Raw genomic sequence first — 21530 nt, 5'->3', positions numbered from 1 at the left:
CGACAGACGCACGCCTCCTACAACATTAGACTGTCGCGATCTGTCGAGGAGTGCTACATGGATATTTTCGGGATTGCGGTGTTGATCTTCTTGGTTACCGACCCGTTCGGCAATATCGCCATCTTTATCGCCGCGTTGAAGAACGTCGCGCCCAAGCGCCGGCTGTGGGTGGCGGGGCGCGAGTTGCTCTGTGCGCTGGCCTTTCTCCTGCTGTTTCTTACCTTTGGCGACAAAGTGCTCAGTGCCCTCGGCCTGTCGCGCGAGGCAACCGCGATTGCCGGCGGTATTATTCTGTTCGTGATTGCCATGCGTCTGATCTTCCCCGGCCCGCAAGGTGTGCTCGGCGATGTGCCGGATGGCGAGCCGATGCTGGTGCCGCTGGCTACCCCGGCGGTGGCCGGGCCCTCGGCCCTGGCGGTGTTGATGACTTTGCGCAATACCCATGAAGGGCCGCTCTGGGAACTTTACCTGGCGGTTATGCTGGCCTGGGCGGCGACCGCCTTTATCCTGTTGCAGGCCTCGTTCCTGCAGCGTTTCCTCGGCCCTCGCGGGCTGACCGCAGTGGAGCGACTGATGGGTATGCTGTTGATCATGCTCAGCGTCGACATGCTGCTGGATAACCTGCAAAGCGTGTTGCATATCCGTCCATGAGAATCCTCGGCCTTGCGCTGTCGATTGCCCTGCTCGCCGGTTGCGCCAGCGGCCCGCGGATTGACAGCCGTTACGCGGCGAACGGCCAGAACAGTCGGGTGCAGTACATCGTCCTGCACTACACCTCGACCGATCTGCCGCGCTCCTTACGCCTGCTCACCGAGGAAGACGTCAGCAGCCATTACCTGATCGGCGATGCCCCGGCGACCATCTTCCGTCTGGTCGATGAGAACCGCCGTGCCTGGCACGCCGGCGATAGCCAGTGGCAGGGGCGCACCTGGCTCAATGGCACTTCGATCGGCATCGAGCTGGTTAACCGTGGTTATTCCGACGGGCCCGACGGGCGTCACTGGCAACCCTATGCCCCGGCGCAGATCGAGGCGCTGGTCGAACTGCTCAAGGACATCGTGCAACGCCACCAGTTGGCGCCGGGCAGCATCCTCGCTCACAGCGACGTGGCGCCGCAGCGCAAAGTCGATCCGGGGCCGCTGTTCCCCTGGAAGCGCCTGGCCGATGCCGGCCTGCTGCCCTGGCCGGATGCCCAAGCGGTGGCGCAGCAGCAGGCCTTGTTCAGCCAGAGCCTGCCTACGGTGGCCTGGTTTCAGCAGCAGCTGCAGCGCCAGGGCTATCTAGTGCCCGCGCATGGCGAGCTGGATCAGGCCACACGCAATGTGCTGGCCGCCTTCCAGATGAAATACCGCCAGGCGCGCTACGACGGCGAACCGGATGCCGAGACGGCGGCGCTGTTGCTGGTGCTCAACGGCCAGCCCTAAGCGGCGCTGAACAAAGGCTCGGCGGCGGCGGCCGTCTGCAAGCACTTCGCGACGGCGCCCCGGCCAACAACCTGGACTCGAGCCGCGTTATCATCCGCGCATCGATCGGGGGTGGATGATGCTGAACGGCTTGTGGCTGGGGTTTTTCGTGGTGGCGGCAGTGGCGGGGTTGTCGCGCTGGTTGTTGGGCGACGATCCGGCGGTATTCGCCGCCATGGTCGAGAGCCTGTTCGCCATGGCCAAACTGGCGGTCGAGGTGATGGTGGTGCTGTTCGGCACCCTGACCCTGTGGCTGGGCTTTCTGCGCATCGCCGAGAAGGCCGGCCTGGTCGACCTCCTGGGCCGCGCCCTGGGGCCGTTGTTTGTGCGGCTGATGCCCGAGGTGCCGCGCGGCCATCCGGCGCTGGGCTTCATCACCCTCAACTTCGCCGCCAACGGCCTGGGTCTGGACAACGCCGCCACCCCGATCGGCCTGAAAGCCATGAAGGCGCTGCAGGAGCTGAACCCGAGCCAGCTGGTGGCGAGCAACGCGCAGATCCTCTTCCTGGTGCTCAACACCTCCTCCCTGACCCTGCTGCCGGTGTCGATCTTCATGTACCGGGTGCAGCAGGGCGCCGACGACCCGACCCTGGTGTTTCTACCGATCCTCCTGGCCACCAGCGCCTCGACCCTGGCCGGCCTGCTGGCGGTGGCCCTGGTGCAGCGCCTGCGCCTGTGGGATCCGCTGGTACTGGCCTACCTGATTCCCGGAGCGCTGCTGCTCGGCGGCTTCATGGCGCTGCTCGCCGGGCTCTCGGCCACGGCGCTGGCGGCGCTGTCCTCGCTGCTCGGCAACCTCACCCTGTTCGGCCTGATCCTGTTGTTCCTGCTGGTCGGCGCGCTACGCCGGGTGCCGGTCTACGAGAGCTTCATCGAAGGCGCCAGGGAAGGCTTCGACGTGGCCAAGAGCCTGCTGCCCTACCTGGTCGCCATGCTCTGCGCGATTGGCGTGCTGCGCGCCTCCGGCGCCCTGGACTTCGGCCTGGATGGCGTGCGCGCGCTGGTGCAATGGCTGGGTTGGGACACCCGTTTCATCGACGCCCTGCCCACCGCGCTGATGAAGCCGTTCTCCGGCAGCGCGGCGCGGGCCATGCTGATCGAGACCATGCAGAACTTCGGCGTGGACAGTTTTCCGGCCCTGCTGGCGGCCACGGTGCAGGGCAGTACCGAGACCACCTTCTACGTGCTGGCGGTGTACTTCGGCGCGGTCGGCATCCAGCGCGCCCGGCATGCCGTGGCCTGCGCGCTGTTCGCCGACCTGGCCGGGATCCTTGCCGCCATCGGCGTGTGCTACTGGTTCTTCGGCTGAGGCGGTGTTTCGCCTGCGCCGTTCGGCTCGGGAGCCGGGGCGCCCGCTGACTCCAGCACCTGGAAGCGCAACACGCCAATCATCTGCCCGGCCTCGGTGAGCACCTGGATCTGCCAGCTACCCAGCGCGTCGTTCGGGAAGTTCTGCTTATGGGTCCAGGCGCGGTAGCCTTCCTTGCGCCCACCGGAAATGTCCAGGGCGATGCGCTCGACTTCCTCGCCGTTGTGCCGCCAGACATGCTGGATGCGCTCGTTCAAACCCTGTGGCGCATTGATCGCGGTGTAGGCGAACAGCCCCTGGGCACGCAATTCGGCGATGCCGAGCTGCTTGAGTCCAGCGCCTGGCGAGCGGTTGCGGTCGTTGAATTCCTGGCTCACCGCCACCTCGGTCAGCCACAGGGTGGCTGGTGGCACCCAGGCCCGGGCCAGCCAGCCGGTCGCACCCAGCGCCAGGGTCAAGCCGACCAGCAGCACGCCGCGCCACCAGCGCTGCACGGTGATGACCCCGATCAGGCTGGGAACCGACAGGATCACCGCGGTGGCCAGGGCCAACTGATAGCTCTGCGGGGTGGTCAGCTTGAAGATGATCGGCAAGGCGGTGAGCATGACCGCGAACAGCGCCAGGGAGTGATAGGCGAGGAACAGCCAGCGCCGCGGCGCCAGCCACTTGTAGTACAGCGGGTCGATGATCGAGACCAGCGCCGCCAGCGCCAACACGCCGCTGAACAGCGCCTGGCCGCTGTTCCAGGTGGTGGTGATGAAGAAGAACGGCAAGACGAAAAACAGGCTTTCCTGGTGGATCAGCTGGGTCGCGTAGCGCAGCAGCGGCGGTGGCAACTCGAAGCCGAACCAGCGGGCGATGTGCGCGCGCAGGGTATTTTCCAGAGTCAGCCACAGCCAGCTGATCAGCATCAGCGTGGCCAGCCCCTGGGCCAGTTCGGCCTGGCGCTCGACCAGCAGGAAGCTCGCCAGCCCCGAGGCAAAACCGAAAATCGCCACCAGCCCCGGATTGCGCTGGATCAAGGCGAATAGACGGAGCAGCTGGATTTTTCCACGCGCGAATAGGGTCAAGGGCAGGCTCATGGCAGTGGCCGAATGGTCGAGAATACGCCTTGTGCCCGCGGCCCGTATCCAGAGCCGCCCGCGGCTCTTCAGTGCTTACGCTTCTGCCCCCAGAAATGCTCGACCAGCGACTGCAAGCGTTCGGCCAGGGCGGCGACCTGACTGGCGCTGCTGCGGCTCTGGCTGCCGGCCACGACATTGCTCTCGCTGGCCTGGCGGATGCCGCTGAGGTTGCGCTGGATGTCGTCGCCGACCGCGCTCTGCTGCTCCACGGCGGCAGCGATTTGCAGGTTCATGTCGCTGATCTGGCTGACCCGCTGGTTGATCCCCTCGAGCGCATGGGCGGCTTGCAGCGCCTGGGCAACGCTGGCTTCGGCCTGCTGCTGACTGCGGCTCATGGCCGTCACGGCGTTGCCGGTGCCGTGCTGCAGGTTATTGATGATGCTGTGGATTTCCGCCGTGGACTGTTGTGTGCGCGAGGCCAGGCCGCGCACTTCGTCGGCGACCACGGCGAAGCCGCGCCCGGCCTCGCCAGCGCGCGCGGCTTCGATCGCGGCGTTGAGGGCGAGCAGGTTGGTCTGTTCGGCAATGCTCTGGATGACCTCCAGGGCGCGGTTGATCTGCTGGCTGTGCAGCTCCAGCTGGCGGATCACCTGGCCGCTCTGCTGCACTTCGCTGGCCAGATCGGCAATCGACTGGCGGGTCTGTTCGACCAGCTGCAGCCCGCTGCCGGTTTCCATATCGGCGGCGCTGGCAGCGCTGGCGCTGAGCTGGGCATGCCGCGCCACCTCCTGCACGCTGCTGGCCATCTGGCTGATGGCGCTGGCGACCTGATCGGTTTCGCCCTGTTGTTGCAGGGTGGCCTGACTGCTGCTGTCGACGGCGGCAACCAACTGTCCGGCTTCGACACTCAGCTGTCGGGCCGAGTCGGCAATCCGCCCGACGACGGCCCCCGCCTCGGCTTGCAGGCTGTGCAGGGCGAAGGCAATTTGGCCGAAACAGTCGTTGCGGCCGCTATACACCAGCTGGCTCAGCGGGTTGTCGGCAATCGTCTGGGCCTGCCGGGTGAGTGCCGTCAGCGGGCGCAGACCAAGGTGCAACACGCTGGCCAGCAGCGCGGCGAGCAATAGGGCGCCGCCAAGGGCGGGCAGCAGCGGCAGCGCACCGCTGGCCCCGAGCAACGTCGCGACACCCAGGCCGGGCACGGCACACAGCAGGCTGAGGCGTTGCGCCAGGCTCAGCCGCGGCGGCCGTAGCGACCGCGGGCGGTGTCCGGCACGCAGTTCGCCGTAGAGCCGCTCGGCGCGCGTGACCTCTTGGTTAGCCGGCTGGGTACGCACCGATTGGTATTCCACCACCTGGCCATTGCGCAGCACCGGGGTGACATAGGCACTGACCCAGTAGTGGTCGCCGTTCTTGCAGCGATTCTTCACCAGGCCCATCCATGAGCGGCCGGCCTTGAGCGTGGCCCAGAGCTCGGCGAAGGCGGCCGGTGGCATGTCCGGATGGCGCACGATGTTGTGGTTGTGGCCGAGCAGTTCGGCTTCAGTGAAGCCGCTGATGGCGATGAAGTCCGGATTGACGTAGGTCAGCGCGCCCTTGAGGTCGGTGGTGGAGAGGATATTGGCCTGGGCGTCGACCGCGATGGCGCGGCCGCTGACGGGCAAGTTGAGCTTCATGGGGGCGGTTCTCTCTCGCGTAGTTGTTAAGGGCATTCGCCGCGGCGTCGGTAGCGTTGGTCGCGGAAGCTGGCGTGGAGCGGGGGCATGCCTGCGCTGTGCCGATTGAGCTGTTCGACATCGGCGGTGCTCCAGTCGAGAAAGCGCAGGCGCTGGCTGATTTCCTCGTGGTCGAGGCCGGCATCCTGGAGCAGATCCTGCGGTAATTGGTGTTCGCTATCCATGGCGCTCTGTCTTACCGACCCATACGCCCTGTCCGGCAAACCACTGCTTGCGTAGGGTTTACCCGATTCGGAATTATCCGACAAGCCCTCCGGCAGGCAGGTCTGATGCAGTTGCAGGCCGTTCTCCAGCGCATCGCCCTCAACCTGGAGGCGGTCTTCGGCCTGGACGCCGCCGTTCGGCAGCAGGTTGAGAACCAGGCAAAACGGGAGCAGGAGGCGCAGGCGAGGCTTGCGCACGGTCACGCCCCGAGCACAGCGGTTGCGGCTGACACTTGCGCTGGGCGCCTGCCGCCTGTTGCGTGGCACTAGGTCGCACGTTCGGTTACCCGAAAACCGCGCATTGCGCGTGCAAATGTTGTCCGATCGGTTAGACTTTCCGGCTTTCGGCCGCAACCCACAAGGTTAGCGCGGCTTAACCACAAGCAGAAATGGAGCACTCCCATGAAAGGCAAATCCTTGGCATGGGCTCTGTCGGCGGCACTCGCGGGTATCACCCTGAGTGGCGCGGTACAGGCCGAAGAACAATTCGTCACCATCGGTACCGGTGGTCAGACCGGGGTTTACTACGTGGCGGGGCAGTCGATCTGCCGCTTCGTCAACCGGGGTGCCAGCGCGCACGGCATCAAGTGTAACGCCCCGGCCAGTGGCGGCGGCGTGGCCAACGTCAATGGCCTGCGCAGCGGCGAGTTCAACATCGGCATCATGCAGTCGGATCACCAGTTCAAGGCGCTCAAGGGCCTGGCGCCGTTCGAGGCGGAAGGCGCGATGGGCGATATCCGTGCACTGTTCTCCTTGCAGAGCGAAGTCTTCACCATTCTTGCCCGCCGCGACGCCAATATCGCCAGCTTCGACGACCTCAAGGGTAAGCGCGTCAACGTCGGCAACCCGGGCTCCGGGCAGCGCGACACCCTCGATGAAATCATGCGGGTCAAGGGCTGGGACAAATCGCTGTTCGCCCTGTCCGCCGAGCTCAAGCCGGCCGAGCAGGCCAGCGCCCTCGGCGACAACAACATCGACGCCATGACCTACTTCGTCGGCCACCCCAATGGCGCGATCCAGGAAGCCACCACCACCGTCGATGCGCTGCTGGTGCCGGTAACCGGCGCGGAGATCGACAAGCTGCTGGCCGAGAAGAGCTACTACACCAAGGCCGAAATCCCGGGTGGCGTGTACAAGGGCAACGATGCGCCTACCCCGTCGATTGGCGGCAAGGCCGTACTCTCCACGACCAGCAATGCCGACCCGGAAGTGGTCTATCAGCTGGTCAAGTCGGTGTTCGACAACCTCGAGCGCTTCAAGCGTCTGCACCCGGCGTTCGCCGATCTCAAGGAAGCCGACATGATCAAGGCCGGCCTGACCGCGCCGCTGCATGACGGCGCGGTGCGTTATTACAAGGAACGCGGCTGGATGTAAGCCCCCATTCCTCGCCCGGGCTTATCCGGGCTACTCGCACTGCGCTGAAACAAGCCCGCGTGCCGCAAGGCTGCGGGCTTTGCCGTTTTCCGTATTCCCGAATGCAGGTTCGACCCCATGCATGACAAGCAACTGTCCACCGAAGAACTGATCGCCCAGGACGTCGGCGCACGTACCCCGGCGGGCGCCATGGCCCAGGTGATCGCCGGCCTGGCGCTGCTCTGGTCGCTGTTCCAGCTGTGGATCGCCTCGCCGCTGCCGTTCGTCTTCGGCGTCGGCGTGTTCAACGACACCGAGACCCGCGCCATCCATCTGGCCTTCGCCCTGCTCCTGGCCTTTCTCGCCTTCCCGGCGTTCAAGCGTTCGCCGCGCGAGCGGGTGCCGCTGCTGGATGTCGCCCTCGGTCTGGTGGCGGCGGCCAGTGCCGCTTATCTGTTCATCTTCTACCAGGATCTGGCGCAGCGCCCCGGCAGCCTGACCACGGCCGACCTGGTCACCGCCTGCATCGGCATTCCGCTGCTGCTCGAGGCGACGCGGCGAGCGCTCGGCCCGCCGTTGGCGATCATCGCCCTGATCTTCCTCGTCTACAGCCTGGCCGGGCCCTATATGCCGGGCCTGTTGTCGCACCGCGGGGTGAGTTTCAGCGCCCTGGCCAATCACCAGTGGATCACCACCGAGGGGGTGTTCGGCATCGCCCTCGGCGTGTCCACCAGTTTCGTGTTTCTCTTCGTGCTGTTCGGCGCCCTGCTCGAACGCGCTGGCGCCGGCCACTACTTCATCCAGTTGGCCTTCAGCCTGCTCGGGCATTATCGCGGCGGCCCGGCCAAGGCGGCGGTAGTCGCCTCGGGCATGACCGGGCTGATTTCCGGCTCCTCGATCGCCAACGTGGTGACCACCGGCACCTTCACCATCCCGATGATGAAGCGCACCGGCTTCTCCGCGGAGAAGGCCGGGGCGGTGGAAGTGGCGTCCTCGGTCAATGGCCAGATCATGCCGCCGGTGATGGGCGCCGCGGCCTTCCTGATGGTCGAATACGTCGGCATCCCCTATGTCGACGTGGTCAAGCACGCCTTTTTACCGGCGCTGATCTCCTATATCGCACTGGTCTACATCGTCCACCTGGAAGCGCTCAAGCTCGGCCTCACCGCCCTGCCGCGCAACCGCCCGGCGCAGCCCTGGCTGCGCCGGCTGACCGGCCTGGCCTTCGGCGCGGCGCTGATCAGCGGGACTTCCCTGGGCGTCTACTACGGCCTCGGTTGGCTCAAGCCGGCCCTCGGCGAGGGCTTCGGCTGGGTGCTCGGCGTGCTGCTCGGCGCGCTCTATCTCGGCCTGTTGAAGATCGCCGCCAGTGTGCCGCCGCTGCCGGCGGAAGACCCCGATGCGCCGCTGGACAAGCTGCCCGAGACTCGTGCGGTGCTGCTCAGCGGCCTGCACTTTCTGCTGCCGGTGGTGGTGCTGGTCTGGTGCCTGATGGTCGAGCGCCTGTCCCCCGGCCTGTCGGCCTTCTGGGGCAGCGTGATGCTGGTGTTTATCCTGCTCACCCAGCGCCCGCTGCTGAGCTGGCTGCGCACCGACGGCAGCCATGCGCACGGTAACTTCATCGATGGCCTGGTCGACCTGCGCGAGGGCATGACCGCCGGGGCGCGCAACATGATCGGCATCGGCATCGCCACCGCGGCCGCCGGCGTCATCGTCGGTGCGGTGTCGCAGACCGGGGTCGGCCTGGTGCTGGCCGACGTGGTCGAGCTGCTGTCGATGGGCAACCTGCTGCTGATGCTGCTGCTCACCGCGCTGCTCAGCCTGATCCTCGGCATGGGCTTGCCGACCACCGCCAACTACATCGTGGTGTCCAGCCTGCTGGCCCCGGTGGTGGTTGCCCTCGGCCAGCAGAACGGCCTGATCGTGCCGCTGATCGCGGTGCACCTGTTCGTCTTCTACTTCGGCATCATGGCCGACGTCACCCCGCCGGTGGGCCTGGCCTCGTTCGCCGCGGCGGCGGTGTCCAAGGGCGACCCGATCAAGACCGGGGTGATGGCCTTCTACTACAGCCTGCGCACCGCCGCGCTGCCGTTCCTGTTTATCTTCAACACCGACCTGCTGCTGATCGACGTGGATTTCTGGCACGGCGTGCTGATCTTTATCGTCGCCAGCGTCGCCATGCTGATCTTCGCCGCCGGCACCCAGGGTTATTTCCTGGTCAGGAGCCGCTGGCATGAGAGTCTGCTGTTGCTGCTGGTCGCCTTCACCCTGTTCCGCCCGGGCTTCTGGATGGACATCCTGCACGATCCTTACCGCGACATCGCCCCGGCGCAGCTGGTGCAGGCGCTGGGCGAAGTCGAGCCAGGCAGCCAGTTGCGTCTGCGCATCAGGGGCGAGGACGCGGTGGGCGATGCGCGCGAGTTCGTCCTGCTGCTACCGGTGCCGAAGGGCGCCACAGGCGAGCAGCGCATGGAAACACTGGGCCTGCTGACCTACGAGGAAGACGGCAAGCTGCTGGTCGACAGCGTCACCTTCGGCAGCCCGGCGGCCGAAGCCGGCCTGGAGTTCGACCAGCAGATCCTCGTCGTGCGTGCCCCGACCGAACGCTGGCTCAAGGAGCTGATGTGGCTGCCGGGCTTCCTGCTGTTCGCCCTGGTGGTCTGGCTGCAGCGGCGCCGACGCGAGCCTGAGGCCGTTGCCGTAAGCGGCTGATTGGCGCAGCGCCACAGCCAAGGGCAGCTGCGGCTGCCTTTGGCTTATCGGCTATTCACCACCCACTTCCTCGGCGTGCAGGGCGCCGGTTTCGCCGGCCTCGAGCACCGCATAGGCACTGCTGCAGAACAGCGAGTTGAGGCGTTTCATGTCGCCGATCAGCTCCAGGTGCAGGGCGCTGGTTTCGATGCTCTGCACCACCTGGCGGTGCAGGCGGCCGACGTGGGCGTGGGCCAGGCGCCGTTCCTGGGCGCGGAAGCGGCGTTTCTCATGGAGCAGCTGGCGCGCACTCTCGGTGTCGCCGGAGAGCAACACGTTGAGCCCCAGGCGCAGGTTGGCCATCAGTTGCCCGTGCAGGCCGGCCAGTTCCTCCAAGCCGCTGTCGGAGAAGGCATGGCGCTGCGCGGTCTTCTCGTCCTGCACCTTGCCGAGCATGCGTTCGATGATGTCGCCGGCCTGTTCCAGGTTGACCGCCCACTCGAGAATTTCCGCCCAGCGCCGGCTGTCCCGCTCGCTGAGCACGTCGCGCGGCACCTGGGCCAGGTACAGCTTGACCGCGTTGTACAAGGCGTCGACATCGTCATCCAGGCGGCGCAGCTCCTTGCTCAGGGCCGGCTGGTTGCTGCGCAGCACCTCCAGCAGGTGGCGCAGCATGGTTTCGATCAGGTCGCCGATGCGCAGGGTCTCGCGCACCGCGTTGGCCAGGGCCAGGCTCGGCGTGTCCAGCGCCGTGCGGTCGAGGTGGCGCGGGCGGGCGACGCCGCTGTCGTCGGCGCGATCCGGCAGCAACCAGTTGCAGAAGCGCGCCATCGGCCCGACGCTGGGCAGCATCAGCAGACAGCGCAGGCTGTTGTAGAGCAGGTGAAAGCCGATCACCAGCTCGGCCGGGCGCCAGTTGAGGCTGTCCAGCCAATTTACCAACGGGCCGAGCAGGGGGATCACCAGGAGCAGGCCGATCAGTTTGTACAGCAGGCTGCCGAGCGCCACCCGGCGGCCGGCCGGGGTCTGCAGGCTGGCGGTGAGGAAGGCCAGCAGGCCGCTGCCGATATTGGCGCCGATCACCAGGCCGATGGCCACCGGCAGGCTGATCAGGCCGGCGCCGGCCAGGGTCGCGGTGAGCAGCACGGCGGCCAGGCTGGAGTAGGAGATCAGGGCGAACAGCGCGCCGACCAGGGCGTCCAGCAGCAGGTCGCCGGTCAGCGAGGCGAACAGCACCTTGATCCCCTGGGCCTGGGTAATGGGGGTGGCGGCGGCGACGATCAGCTCCAGGGCCAGCAGGATCAGGCCCAGGCCGATGCCCACCCGGCCCAGCTGGCCGGCGCGGGTCTGCCGGCGGGAGAGGAAGAAGATCACCCCGACGGTAATCAGCAACGGCGACAACCAGCCCAGGTCGAGGGTCAGCACCCGCGCCATCAGCGCCGTGCCGACGTCGGCGCCGAGCATGATGGCCAGGGCCGGGGTCAGCGCCATCAGGCCCTGACCGACGAAGGAGGTGACCAGCAGCGCGGTGGCGTTGCTGCTCTGCACCAGGGCGGTGACGCCGATGCCGGCGGCGAAGGCCAGCGGCAGTTTGCTGATGTTGTGGCTGAGCACCTTGCGCAGGTTGGAGCCGTACACCCGCAGAATGCCGGTACGCACGATATGGGTGCCCCAGATCAGCAGGGCGATGGCGGAAAGTAGATTGAGCAGGGTCAGCATCGTGCATCTCCCTGATAGGTGTCGCCCAAGCGTGGGCAACGAGCGGATTTGTTGCGGTTCGTCGGCGAGGCCGGAGCCGGACAGGCGAACCAGACCCAAGATTAACGGTTTTCTGCCGGGCCTGTCTTAAGCTGTAGTCGGCGATTGGCCTTCGCGCCAGGCGCCAGGGCCTACGCGGGTGCTCGGCCGGGCAGGCGTTCGGCCAGTTGTAGCAGGCTGGCGACCCGCAGATCCGGCTCGATGCCCCAGGGGTCGAACGGGGTCTGCTCGCTGCGTCTGACCCAGGCGCTGCGCAGGCCGGCGTGGTTCGCGCCGAGCACGTCGAAGGGGTTGCTGGAGACCAGCCAGGTGGTTTCGGCGGGGCTGCCGGTGCGGCTCAGCAGGTGCTGGTAGACCTGCGGTGCCGGCTTGAAACTGCGCACCGCCTCGACGCTGACGATTGCGTCGAAGAAGTGCGCCAGACCGGCCTGCTCGAGCAGGGCGCCGACCGCCGCCTGGCTGCCATTGGAGAAGGCATAGAGGCGCAGCCCGCGCTGCTGCAGGGCGACCAATCCGGGGGCGCTGTCGGCGAAGGCCGGCAGCTGGCTCCAGGCATCCAGCAAACCTTGTTGCGCCGCGGCATCGAACGGCGCCCGGGTCTGCGCACAAACAAACGCCAGGGCCTCGCGGGTGCACTGGGCGAAATCCACGTAGGCGCCCATCAGGCCGCGCCGGAAGCTGTACTCCAGCTGCTTGTCGCGCCAGCTTTGGTAGAAGGCCGCGGCGCCCTCGCCGAGGGTCGTGCGCAGCTGGCGGGCGATGTCGCTGGGGTCGATCAGGGTGCCGTAAACATCGAAGGCTAGGGTGGGCATTGCGCTTTCCTCGTTGGGTTGCCGGCCGCCAGGGTGGCAGAAGCGGTTTCTGCCGGCACTTGCACCTAAGTGGCATGGCGCGGCAACCCCGCGATGCCATCGTCGCCTTGGCCGAAGCCGCGCTCCAGCTTGACCTTGAAGCTCGGATCCTAGCGTTCATCGCGCCTGCTACGCACTCGGCCGACACTGGCTGTCGCCCCGCGCCGCCAGACTGGTTAACCTAGCGCTTCGCCACGGATGCAGTGCCCACCATGCTCAACCTTTATCACGCTCCCGACCTGGAAACCCTCGGCGAACTGGCCACCAGCCTGCTCGCCCAGCCGCTGCGCGAGCCATTCGCCCCAGCGCTGGTGGTGGTGCCGAGCCAGGGCATGGGCCGTTGGCTGACCCTGCAGCTGGCGCGCAAGCAGGGCATCGCCATGCAGTTGGAGGTGCAGCTGCCGGCCAAGTTCGTCTGGGATCTGTCGCGTCTGGTGCTCGGCCGGTTGCCCGAGCAATCGGCGTTCGCCCCGACCACCCTGGCCTGGCGCCTGTACGACTGGTTGTGCGAGCCGGCCCAACTGGCTGAAGCGCCGCGCCTGGCGCATTACCTGGAGGGCGGCGACGAACGCCGCCGGCTGTCGCTGGCCAGCAAGATCGCCGACGTATTCGACCAATACCTGCTGTATCGCGACGACTGGCTGGCCACCTGGGAGCGTAACGAGCTGCAGGGCCTCGGCCCCGATGAAGCCTGGCAGGCGCTGCTCTGGCGCGAGTTGACCAAGGACGGCCACCCGCACCGCGCGCGCCTGCTCGACGAGCTGCTGTGCCGCCTGTACGACGCGGCGCCCATCGCCGCTCTGCCCGAGCGCCTGCTGGTGTTCGGCATCAGCAGCCTGCCGACCCACCATCTGCGCGTGCTCGAAGGCCTGGCGCGGCACACCGAGGTGGTGATCTTCGCCCTCAACCCCTGCCGCGAGGCCTGGGGCGAGATTCGCGATATCCGCGAACTGGCCCGGCAACCCGAGCTGAGTCCGGACGACTGGTACCTGGATGTCGGCCATCCGCTATTGGCGAGTCTGGGCAAGCAGGGCCGCGACTTCTTCGACAGCCTGTTCGCCCTGGCTTCGAGCGAAGGCAGCCAGGAAACCGGGCTGTACTCCGAGGATGAGGCTCTGCACGACAGCAGCCTGCTGCAGGCACTGCAGAACGACATCCTGCGCCTGCGCACCCGCCAGGCCGACGAGCGTCTGCTGTTGCGCGAGGACGACCGTTCGCTGGAGCTGCATATCGCCCACTCGCCGCTGCGCGAGGTGGAAATCCTGCATGACCAGCTGCTCGCCCGTTTTGCCGCCGATCCCGAGCTGAGCCCCGATCAGGTGGTGGTGCTGACCCCGGATATCGAGCGTTATGCGCCCTATATCGAGGCGATTTTCGCGGCCAAAAGCGGCGCTCCGAGGATTCCCTTCAGCCTGGCCGACCGCAGCCTGCGCGCGGAAATTCCGCTGATCGAGGCCTTCCTCAACCTGCTCGCCCTGCCGGACAGCCGCTTCGCCGCCGAGGAAATCCTCGCCTGGCTGGAGCAGCCGGCCATCGCTCGCCGCGCCGGCATCGAAGCCGAAGACCTGCCGCTGTTGCGCGACTGGCTGCGCGAGGCGGGGGTGCGCTGGGGCCGCGACGGCAGCCATCGCCAGCAATTGGGCCTGCCGGCGGATGCCGCCTTTACCTGGCGCCAGGGCCTCGACCGCCTGCTGCTGGGCTTCGCCGCGCCGCCACAACTGGCCGGCGACCAGGCTCCCTTGCTCGGCGACAGCTGGCCGCTGGATGCCCTGGAAGGTGGCCGCGCGCAGCTGCTCGGCCGTCTGGCCGCCTTCGTCGAGCGCCTGGCCGCCCTGGCGCAGAGCCTGCAACGGCCACGCAGCCTGAGCGACTGGGCCGCGACCCTGCTCGAGCTGATCGACGGCCTGTTCGACGAGCGCGAGGCCGGCGACACCCTGTTGCTGCTATCCAGAGCCTGCGCGGCGCTACACGAGCAGGCGCTGGCCGCCGGCATCGAACGCCCGCTGGAACTGGCGCTGATCCGTCAGCAGCTGAGCGCGGCGCTGGAGCAGGGCAGCGGTGCCTCGGGCTTTCTCACCGGCGCGGTGACCTTCTGCACCATGGTGCCGATGCGCAGCCTGCCGTTTCGCCTGGTCTGCCTGCTCGGCCTGGATGACGGCGCGCTGCCAAGGCGTACCCCGGCCGCCGGCTTCGACCTGATCGGCCAGAAGCCCCGGCGTGGCGACCGCGCCCGGCGCCTCGACGACCGTTACCTGCTGCTGGAAACCCTGCTCTCGGCACGCGGCGGCCTGTACCTCAGCTACGTCGGCCGCGACCCGCGCAGTAACGCCGATCTGCCGCCCTCGGTGCTGGTCAGCGAACTGCTGGAGGCCATCGACCTGACCGCGGTCTGCGCCGAGCCACAGACGCAAACAGCCAGCGCGCGTATCACCCGGCAGCATCCGCTGCAGCCCTTCGCCCCCGGCAATTTCGCCGGCGGGCAACAGGCCGGTTTCGCCGCGCCCTGGTTTCACGCCGGCCAACGCCTGAGCCAGGCAGTCGAAGCGCCGCAGCCCTTCGCCAGCGTCCTGGCCGCGCCGGATCAGGATTGGCTGTGCCTGGAGCCCAGCCGGCTGATCCACTGCTTCAAGCACCCGGCGCGCTACCTGCTGGAACAGCGTCTCGGCCTGCGCCTGGCGCAGAGCGAGGAAGCCCTGGCCGGCGACGAACCCTTCAGCGTCGAATGGACCAGCCTGCACGGCCTGCGCCAGCTGGCGCTGCAGGCCATCGAGTGTGGCTGGAGCGAGGGCGAGGAGCGCGCGGTGGCTGCCGCCTCCGGCTGGTTGCCGGTGGGCGAACTGGGCCAGGCCCACTGGGGCCAGATTCGCGGGCCGATCCGCGCCTTCGCCCCGACCCTGTTCGACGAGCGCCCGCGCGATGTGGCGCAGCCGCTGCTGGTGGACATTCAACTGGCCGGCGTGCGCATCCACGGCTGGCTGGATGGGGTCAGCGCCAGCGGCCTGTTCGACTACCGCCTGCGCGACCTCGGCGCCTGGGAGCTGGCGCCGTTCTGGCTGCGCCACCTGCTGCTCAACGCCGCCGCCACCCCGGGCATCGCCCGCGACAGCCGCCTGCTGTCGCCGAACAGCGAGTGGCGCCTGGGGCCGTTGGCCAGCCCGCTGCAACTGCTCGAACCCTGGCTCGAAGCCTACAAGAGCGCGCTGTGCGAACCGCTGCCGCTGCTGGCCAAATGCAGCCACGGTTTCGCCAGCAAATGGCGCAAGCCCGGGCGCAAGGAACCGCTCGACGCCGCGCGCAGCGAGGCGCGGCTGATGTGGCAAGGCAACGACTACATGAGCGGCGAAGGCCAGGATCCCTGGAACGCCCTGGCCTTCCGCGACCGCGAGCCGCTGGACGAGCGCTTCGAGGCCCTCGCCGAACAACTCTACGGCCCGGCGCTGGATGCGTTGGCGCAGAGTGGGTGTGAAGAGGAAGGATGAAGGTCTGGCTCTATGATCCTGACTTTCAAAAGTCTATATCCCCTGGCATGCATGTCTTTCTGACTATGGAGCGTGATCTGATGAGGCAAGGTATTTTGCTATCGCATGGAGTTGCCGAGCCAATACCTCTACTGGCAGCGATAGGTGGAGACGAACGCCAATGAGTATTCCAGACCGTCAGCAAATACTCGCCTTACTGGATCAGCTGGAATGGGTGCCGGGGGATGCGTTGGAAAGTCATTACCTGGACTTCAAACGCTCCCAGAGCCCCAAGGAAGACCTCAAAGTTGCATGTGAGTACGCCTGCTGTTTCGCTAACGCCGATGGTGGCGTACTGGTCTTTGGCATCGATGACAAGGTAGTTGGGCGCGGACATGCGATCCATGGCGTAAAAGGGCATGAGCCGGACAAGTTCCGACGCGGAATCTACAGCGATACTCGGCCCAACATTGATGCTGAGGTCGAGTTGCTGGAGGTGCAGGAAGGGACTGGTCGGCTCCTTTTAATCCGCGTCCACCCCGGCTCCAGTAAACCCTATGGCACGGCGGGCGGTCTGTATAAACAGCGTGTGGACAAACATTGCGTTCCGCTCGATCGCAACAGTTTCCTGCGCGCACAAGTCAACACCGGTGCGCTGGACTGGAGCGGAGAGCCGGCCATGGGACTTTCCCTTGCTGACTTGGATCCCTTGCAGATTGAGCGTGCTCGGCAGGTACTGCGTAGGAAGGCACCATCGTCGGAGCTGATTGGTCTATCCGACCCCGAGTTTCTGCAAGGTCTCGAAGCCATACGCAATGGCCGGGTGACTCACACCGGTATGCTGCTGTTTGCTCGGCGCGAAGTGCTTGCGCAGCATTGCCCGCAAGCGCAGTTCCACTACGTGTTGCATGACAGTGAAACCAGCGTGGCTCGCAACGATCAAGAGCGCTGGCCGCTTTTAGAGGTTGTCGAACGCATCGAGCAGATCTTCGAAGGCCCATTGAACCCGGAGACCGAGATTGAGGTCGGCCTGTTTAAGCTACGTGTTCCCCAGTTTCCGCTCGAAGGCGTACGTGAGGCGGTTCTAAATGCCTTGACCCACCGCGACTATCTGAATCCTGGAGAGGTTCTGGTTCGCCACTCCAAGAAGGAGCTGGTGGTGACCAGCCCGGGCGGATTCGTCGCTGGCATCACACCGCAGAACATCCTGCGCCATGAGGCCGTGGCACGTAACCGCACATTGGCCAATGCCCTACTCAAGCTCAGACTTGTGGAGTCCTCCGGTATCGGACGCAAACGGATCTTTAGGTCGGCGCTTATCTACGGCAAGCGCCGACCTGAATACACGACTGATGGGCATTCGGTGACGCTGCGCATCTTCAATCAGGGGGCGCATGACCTCCTGGCAAAGCTGATCGTCCGGCTTGATGAGCAAGGTGCAGAAATTGGTCTTGACCAGTTACTGATTCTGGATGCCTTGCGTTCACAGGAATTCATTGATGTAGCGGGAGCTGCCGACATTCTCCAGCTCAACCGAGATGAAGCTCGGCGGATACTTGATGGCATGTGCCTGCCACCCTTGCATGTTCTCGAACGGCGAGGCCACACCGCGGCAGCGACCTTTCATCTAGCCAAAGGCATCGCCAAGGAGTTGAAGGGAAAGGCGGCCTACACCAAGGCGCGTGGCTTGAACCCGCTACGCTATGCGGAGCTGGCACGAGAGTATCTGCGCGATCATCAGCGCATCAGCAACGAGGAGCTTCGGCAGCTTCTGGGGCTAGGTGATTCTCCTTCCGCGAAGGTTGAAGCATCCAGATATCTGAAGAAATGGAGTCAGGCCGATGGGTTCTTGGAGCGCAAGGGTGGCGGCAACCGCGTCTATTACACCTCACGTAGCACTGTTTAGCAGTTGTTTAGCATTTGCTAAACAACTGCTAGTTTCTCGATTAAGACCAATGAATCAAGGGCCTGCGCCGTTTAACAACAGTTCCGTTGTTAAACGGCGCAGGGTCTAACCAACCCATGAAAATGCCCTGAAGCTGGGATGATATGAACCTCGATCTGCTGCAGGACAGCTTCGCCGGTCGCTCGCTGATCGAAGCCAGCGCCGGCACCGGCAAGACCTGGACCCTGACCGCCCTGTATGCCCGCCTGCTGCTGGAGCGGCGGCTGTCGGTGGCGCAGATTCTGGTGGTGACCTTTACCACCGCCGCCACCGCCGAATTGCGCGAGCGCATCCGCAGGCGCCTGGCCGAGCTGCTGGCGGTCTACGACAACGGCCCAGGCGCGGACGAGCTGCTCAATCGCCTGCACGCCCAGTACCCGGATGCGGCCAGTCATCGGCGTCTGCTGCTGGCGGTGCACGGCTTCGACGAGGCGGCGATCTTCACCATCCACGGTTTCTGCCAGCGCGCCCTGCAGGATGCCGCGTTCGAGGCCGGCGGCGACTTCGACAACGAGCTGACCCACGACGACCGCGAAATTCTCGACGCCCTGCTCGCCGACCTCTGGCGCCACGAGCTGGCCGCCGCCGAGCCGGAGTGGGCGGCCTTCCTGGTGCAGCAAAAAATCACCCCGCAGAGCCTGCGCCAGCGTCTGCGCAACCACCTGGGCAAGCCCTACCTGCGCATCGAACCGCAGCCCGGGGCCGGCAGCGAGCTGAGCGCCCTGCGCGGCGCCTGGCAGCACGCGCAGTGCCTCTGGCAGCAGCTGAGCGGTGAATGGCTGCAGCAGCTCAAGGCCTTCGCCGGCTTCAAGAGCAATATGTGCAACCCGGCCAAACTCGGCCTCTGGCAGGCCGAGCTGAACGGTTACTTCAGCGATGCCGCCGCGCTGTTCGGCAAGACCGAGGCGCACCAGCGCCTGGCGCGCGACGGCCTGGCCAAGGCCAGCAAGAAGGGCAGCAAGGCGCCGGACAGTCCGCTGGCCGATGCCCTGCAAGGCCTGTGCGAGGCCCTGCAGGCGGCGCAGCCCGAGGTCGAGCAACGCCTGATCGATTTGCAGGTACGCCTGATCGACCAGCTCAACCGGCAACTGCCGCAGCGCAAGGCGGCGCAGCGTTTGCTGGCCTTCGACGACCTGCTCAACCAGCTGCAGCAGGCGCTCTACGGCGAGGGCGGCGACCACCTGGCCGGCACCCTGCGCGAGCAATACCCGGTGGCGCTGATCGACGAATTCCAGGACACCGATCCGGTGCAGTACCAGGTGTTCCGGCGCATCTACGAAAACCAGGGCGACCTGTGTTTCGTCGGCGACCCCAAGCAGGCCATCTATGCGTTTCGCGGTGCCGATCTGGCCACCTACCTCAAGGCCCGCGACGAAGCGGCGCGCCAGTACAGCCTGAGCACCAACCACCGCTCCACGCCCGAGCTGATCGCCGCGCTCAACCAGTTGTTCGACCGGCCCATGCCCTTCGCCGAACAGGGCCTAACGTATCCGCAGGTCGGCGCCAGCCCGCGGGCGCGGGCGCAGCTGGTGCTGCCCGTTGTCGATGACGAGCAGGACGCGCCTGTGGCGCTGGTCTGGCTGGCCGACGATTACCTCGGCAAGGGTGAGGCCGGCGTCCTGGTGGCCCGCGACACGGCCCGGCGCATCGCCGCCCTGCTGGCGGCCAGCGGCCGCGGCGAGGCCTATTTCGAGGCGCAGGGCGAGCATACGCCGCTCAAGGGCGGCGATATTGCGGTGTTGGTCGCCAGCCACCGCCAGGCCGGCGAAGTGGCGGCCGAGTTGGCGGCGCGCGGCGTGCCCAGCGTGCGCCGCGGCAAGGAGAACGTCTGGCACAGCGAGGAAGCCGAGGAACTGGCCGCGGTGCTCGCCGCCTATGCCGAACCGGGCCGCGAAGGCGCGCTGCGCTATGCCCTGGCCAGCCGCCTGCTCGGCCGCAGTGCGGCGGATCTGGCCGCCTGCGCGGACGATGCCCAGGCTTGGGATGCCGAGCGCGAAGCCGCCGAGCGCTACCATCAGCTCTGGCAGCAACAGGGCTTTATGCGCGCCTTCCGCGCCTGGCTCGATGAGCAGCAGGTGGCGCCGCGGCTGCTCGCCCTGGTCGATGGCGAACGCCGCCTGACCAACCTGCTGCACCTGGCCGAACTGCTGCAGGGCGAGAGCCTGCAACGCCCCGGGCTGGAACAGCTGCTGAGCTGGTTCAACGCCCAGCGCAGCGCCGAGGCCCACGGCGAAGAAGCCCTGCTGCGCCTGGAAAGCGATGCCGAGCGGGTGCAGATCGTCACCATCCACACTTCCAAGGGCCTGGAATACCCCCTGGTGTTCTGCCCCTACCTGTGGGACGGCGCGCTGCTGCGTCAGCGCGAAGACATCAGCTGCCACGCCGACGACGGCACGCCATTGCTCGATCTGGGTGGCGAGCAGCTCGACAGCCACCGCGAGCGCGCCCGCCACGAACGCTTCGCCGAGCGCCTGCGCCTGGCCTACGTGGCCCTGACCCGGGCCCACGACCGCCTGTGGTTGCACTGGGGGCCGGTGGACTGCAAGCCGAAAAAGGACGGCACCCTCGGCGAGGCCGGCCTGCACAGCAGCGCCCTGGCCTGGCTGCTGCACGGTCGCCAGCTGCCGGGCGAGGATGCCCTGGGCGAACTCGCCGGCCATCTGCAAAGCCTCGGCCCTGCCGGCCTGCGCGGCGAGATCGAGCAGCTGGTCGGCGCAAGCCATGGCCATATGGCCGTGCAGGCGCTGCGCGAGAGCGAAGCCAGTGCCGCCGGCGAGCGGCGCGCCCCGGCGCCCCGGCAACTGGCCATCCTGCAGCGCAGCCTGCACAGCGCCTGGCGCATCGGCAGCTTCTCCGGCCTGGCCGCCGGCCTGCACATGGAAGCGCCGGATCGCGACGGTCTGGTGCTGCCCGCCGCCAGCGAGCCGGGCAGCGGCTTCTTCGCCTTCCCCCGCGGCGCTCGCGCCGGCACCTGCCTGCACGCGATCCTGGAGGACTGGGCGCGCGGCAAGGCGCCGTTGGCCGAGCTGGTCGAACCGGCCCTGCGCGGCCACGGCATCGACGGCGACTGGAGCGAGGTGGCGCTGAGCCAGTTGCAGCAGGTGCTCGACACCGACCTCAATGGCCAGGGCCTGACCCTGGCCGGGCTGAACCCGGCGCGACGCCTGCCCGAGCTGGGCTTTACCTTCCCGGTGGCCGGGCTGGAGGTGTCGCGTCTGCGCGCGCTCCTCAGCGATCCGGTTCATGGCCTGGCCGCACCGATGCGCGAGGCGGCGGCACGCCTGGAGTTCGACAGCCTCAAGGGCTTTCTCAAGGGCTTTATCGACCTGACCTTCGAGCACGACGGGCGCTGGTATATCGCCGACTACAAATCCAACTGGCTCGGCCCGGACGTCGGCTACTACGACGGCGAACGTCTGCTCCAGGCCCTGGCCGGCGAGCATTACTACCTGCAATACCTGATCTATCTGGTGGCGCTGCGGCGCTTCCTGCGCCAGCGTCTGGCCGATTTCGACGACCGCCAGCTGGGCGGCGCCTATTACCTGTTCCTGCGCGGCATGCCGGGCGCCGGGGTGTACTTTTCGCGCCCGGAGGATGGTTTGCTGGATGCGCTGGATAACCTGTTCGAGGGCAACGAGTGATGCGCGTTTTCTGTAGCCCGGATGCAAGCCGGGAGCGCTCTTCGCGGCGCCTGACGAA

The 21530-nt window shown here is 66.7% G+C and carries 13 protein-coding genes and 1 pseudogene; 8 read left to right on the top strand and 6 right to left on the bottom strand.

Annotated features, from left to right (window positions below):
• The first annotated feature begins 57 nt into the window (after nucleotides 1–57).
• The 3 genes from P8H27_RS08270 (at nucleotide 58) to P8H27_RS08260 (ending at nucleotide 2772) form a co-directional block, all read left to right on the top strand.
• The gene (locus P8H27_RS08270; RefSeq protein WP_289636673.1) at nucleotides 58–651 is read left to right on the top strand and encodes a MarC family protein; all 594 of its coding nucleotides are present in this window, start codon (nucleotides 58–60) and stop codon (nucleotides 649–651) included.
• The gene (locus tag P8H27_RS08265) at nucleotides 648–1424 is read left to right on the top strand and encodes an N-acetylmuramoyl-L-alanine amidase (protein WP_289636671.1); all 777 of its coding nucleotides are present in this window, start codon (nucleotides 648–650) and stop codon (nucleotides 1422–1424) included. Before P8H27_RS08270 ends, P8H27_RS08265 begins: the two co-directional genes overlap by 4 nt.
• Before the next feature lie 118 nt (nucleotides 1425–1542).
• Nucleotides 1543–2772, top strand: coding sequence for a nucleoside recognition domain-containing protein (locus tag P8H27_RS08260; RefSeq protein WP_289636825.1), 1230 nt, complete (start codon nucleotides 1543–1545; stop codon nucleotides 2770–2772).
• Here the strand turns inward: P8H27_RS08260 and P8H27_RS08255 are convergent.
• The 4 genes and pseudogenes from P8H27_RS08255 to P8H27_RS08245 form a co-directional block, all read right to left on the bottom strand.
• Nucleotides 2754–3854, bottom strand: coding sequence for a DUF5924 family protein (locus tag P8H27_RS08255; RefSeq protein ID WP_289636669.1), 1101 nt, complete (start codon nucleotides 3852–3854; stop codon nucleotides 2754–2756). The genes P8H27_RS08260 and P8H27_RS08255 overlap by 19 nt on opposite strands.
• 68 nt (nucleotides 3855–3922) lie before the next feature.
• A complete protein-coding gene (locus P8H27_RS08250) occupies nucleotides 3923–5038 on the bottom strand; it encodes a methyl-accepting chemotaxis protein (RefSeq protein ID WP_374761340.1) in 1116 nt (371 codons plus the stop codon).
• Nucleotides 5039–5182: 144 nt separating this feature from the next.
• Nucleotides 5183–5512, bottom strand: a pseudogene (locus P8H27_RS20630) (PAS domain-containing protein); the annotation flags it as partial.
• 26 nt (nucleotides 5513–5538) lie between these two features.
• Nucleotides 5539–5973, bottom strand: coding sequence for a hypothetical protein (locus tag P8H27_RS08245; protein WP_289636665.1), 435 nt, complete (start codon nucleotides 5971–5973; stop codon nucleotides 5539–5541).
• 204 nt (nucleotides 5974–6177) lie between these two features.
• Here P8H27_RS08245 and P8H27_RS08240 point away from each other — a divergent pair, with 204 nt between their 5' ends.
• Both P8H27_RS08240 and P8H27_RS08235 read left to right on the top strand, forming a co-directional pair.
• Nucleotides 6178–7149, top strand: coding sequence for a TAXI family TRAP transporter solute-binding subunit (locus tag P8H27_RS08240; RefSeq protein ID WP_289636664.1), 972 nt, complete (start codon nucleotides 6178–6180; stop codon nucleotides 7147–7149).
• Nucleotides 7150–7266: 117 nt separating this feature from the next.
• Nucleotides 7267–9840 (top strand): TRAP transporter permease, encoded by a 2574-nt coding sequence (locus P8H27_RS08235; RefSeq protein ID WP_289636662.1) that lies wholly within the window; start codon nucleotides 7267–7269, stop codon nucleotides 9838–9840.
• 51 nt (nucleotides 9841–9891) lie between these two features.
• Here P8H27_RS08235 and P8H27_RS08230 read toward each other — a convergent pair whose 3' ends face one another.
• Nucleotides 9892–11538: a Na/Pi cotransporter family protein gene (locus tag P8H27_RS08230; protein WP_289636660.1), complete on the bottom strand. Its 1647-nt coding sequence runs from the start codon at nucleotides 11536–11538 to the stop codon at nucleotides 9892–9894.
• A gap of 170 nt (nucleotides 11539–11708) precedes the next feature.
• A complete protein-coding gene (locus P8H27_RS08225; protein ID WP_289636658.1) occupies nucleotides 11709–12389 on the bottom strand; it encodes a haloacid dehalogenase type II in 681 nt (226 codons plus the stop codon).
• Between the two features lie 251 nt (nucleotides 12390–12640).
• Between P8H27_RS08225 and recC the strand changes: the two genes are divergently transcribed.
• The 3 genes from recC (at nucleotide 12641) to recB (ending at nucleotide 21472) form a co-directional block, all read left to right on the top strand.
• On the top strand, nucleotides 12641–15907 hold the full coding sequence (gene recC, locus P8H27_RS08220) for an exodeoxyribonuclease V subunit gamma (protein WP_289636656.1): 3267 nt from the start codon (nucleotides 12641–12643) through the stop codon (nucleotides 15905–15907).
• 160 nt (nucleotides 15908–16067) lie between these two features.
• A complete protein-coding gene (locus P8H27_RS08215; protein WP_289636655.1) occupies nucleotides 16068–17792 on the top strand; it encodes an RNA-binding domain-containing protein in 1725 nt (574 codons plus the stop codon).
• 143 nt (nucleotides 17793–17935) lie between these two features.
• Nucleotides 17936–21472 carry an exodeoxyribonuclease V subunit beta gene (recB, locus tag P8H27_RS08210; RefSeq protein WP_289636654.1) on the top strand — a complete coding sequence of 1179 codons (3537 nt, stop codon included), beginning with the start codon at nucleotides 17936–17938 and terminating at the stop codon, nucleotides 21470–21472.
• The last annotated feature ends 58 nt before the right edge of the window (nucleotides 21473–21530 follow it).

Origin of the sequence: Pseudomonas sp. sp1636, assembly GCF_030376615.1 — a bacterium.
Taxonomy (GTDB): domain Bacteria; phylum Pseudomonadota; class Gammaproteobacteria; order Pseudomonadales; family Pseudomonadaceae; genus Aquipseudomonas.
Note: the sequence above shows the minus strand (reverse complement) of the source record. Positions and strands in the feature narration are given on the sequence as shown.

What these genes read in the sequence shown, in the direction of transcription:
- P8H27_RS08230 (WP_289636660.1), bottom strand. Translation starts at nt 11,538, where the DNA reads ATGCTGACCCTGCTCAATCTACTTTCCGCCATCGCCCTGCTGATCTGG.
- recC (WP_289636656.1), top strand. Translation starts at nt 12,641, where the DNA reads ATGCTCAACCTTTATCACGCTCCCGACCTGGAAACCCTCGGCGAACTG.
- P8H27_RS08235 (WP_289636662.1), top strand. Translation starts at nt 7,267, where the DNA reads ATGCATGACAAGCAACTGTCCACCGAAGAACTGATCGCCCAGGACGTC.
- P8H27_RS08255 (WP_289636669.1), bottom strand. Translation starts at nt 3,854, where the DNA reads ATGAGCCTGCCCTTGACCCTATTCGCGCGTGGAAAAATCCAGCTGCTC.
- recB (WP_289636654.1), top strand. Translation starts at nt 17,936, where the DNA reads ATGAACCTCGATCTGCTGCAGGACAGCTTCGCCGGTCGCTCGCTGATC.
- P8H27_RS08270 (WP_289636673.1), top strand. Translation starts at nt 58, where the DNA reads ATGGATATTTTCGGGATTGCGGTGTTGATCTTCTTGGTTACCGACCCG.
- P8H27_RS08265 (WP_289636671.1), top strand. Translation starts at nt 648, where the DNA reads ATGAGAATCCTCGGCCTTGCGCTGTCGATTGCCCTGCTCGCCGGTTGC.
- P8H27_RS08240 (WP_289636664.1), top strand. Translation starts at nt 6,178, where the DNA reads ATGAAAGGCAAATCCTTGGCATGGGCTCTGTCGGCGGCACTCGCGGGT.
- P8H27_RS08225 (WP_289636658.1), bottom strand. Translation starts at nt 12,389, where the DNA reads ATGCCCACCCTAGCCTTCGATGTTTACGGCACCCTGATCGACCCCAGC.
- P8H27_RS08215 (WP_289636655.1), top strand. Translation starts at nt 16,068, where the DNA reads ATGAGTATTCCAGACCGTCAGCAAATACTCGCCTTACTGGATCAGCTG.
- P8H27_RS08260 (WP_289636825.1), top strand. Translation starts at nt 1,543, where the DNA reads ATGCTGAACGGCTTGTGGCTGGGGTTTTTCGTGGTGGCGGCAGTGGCG.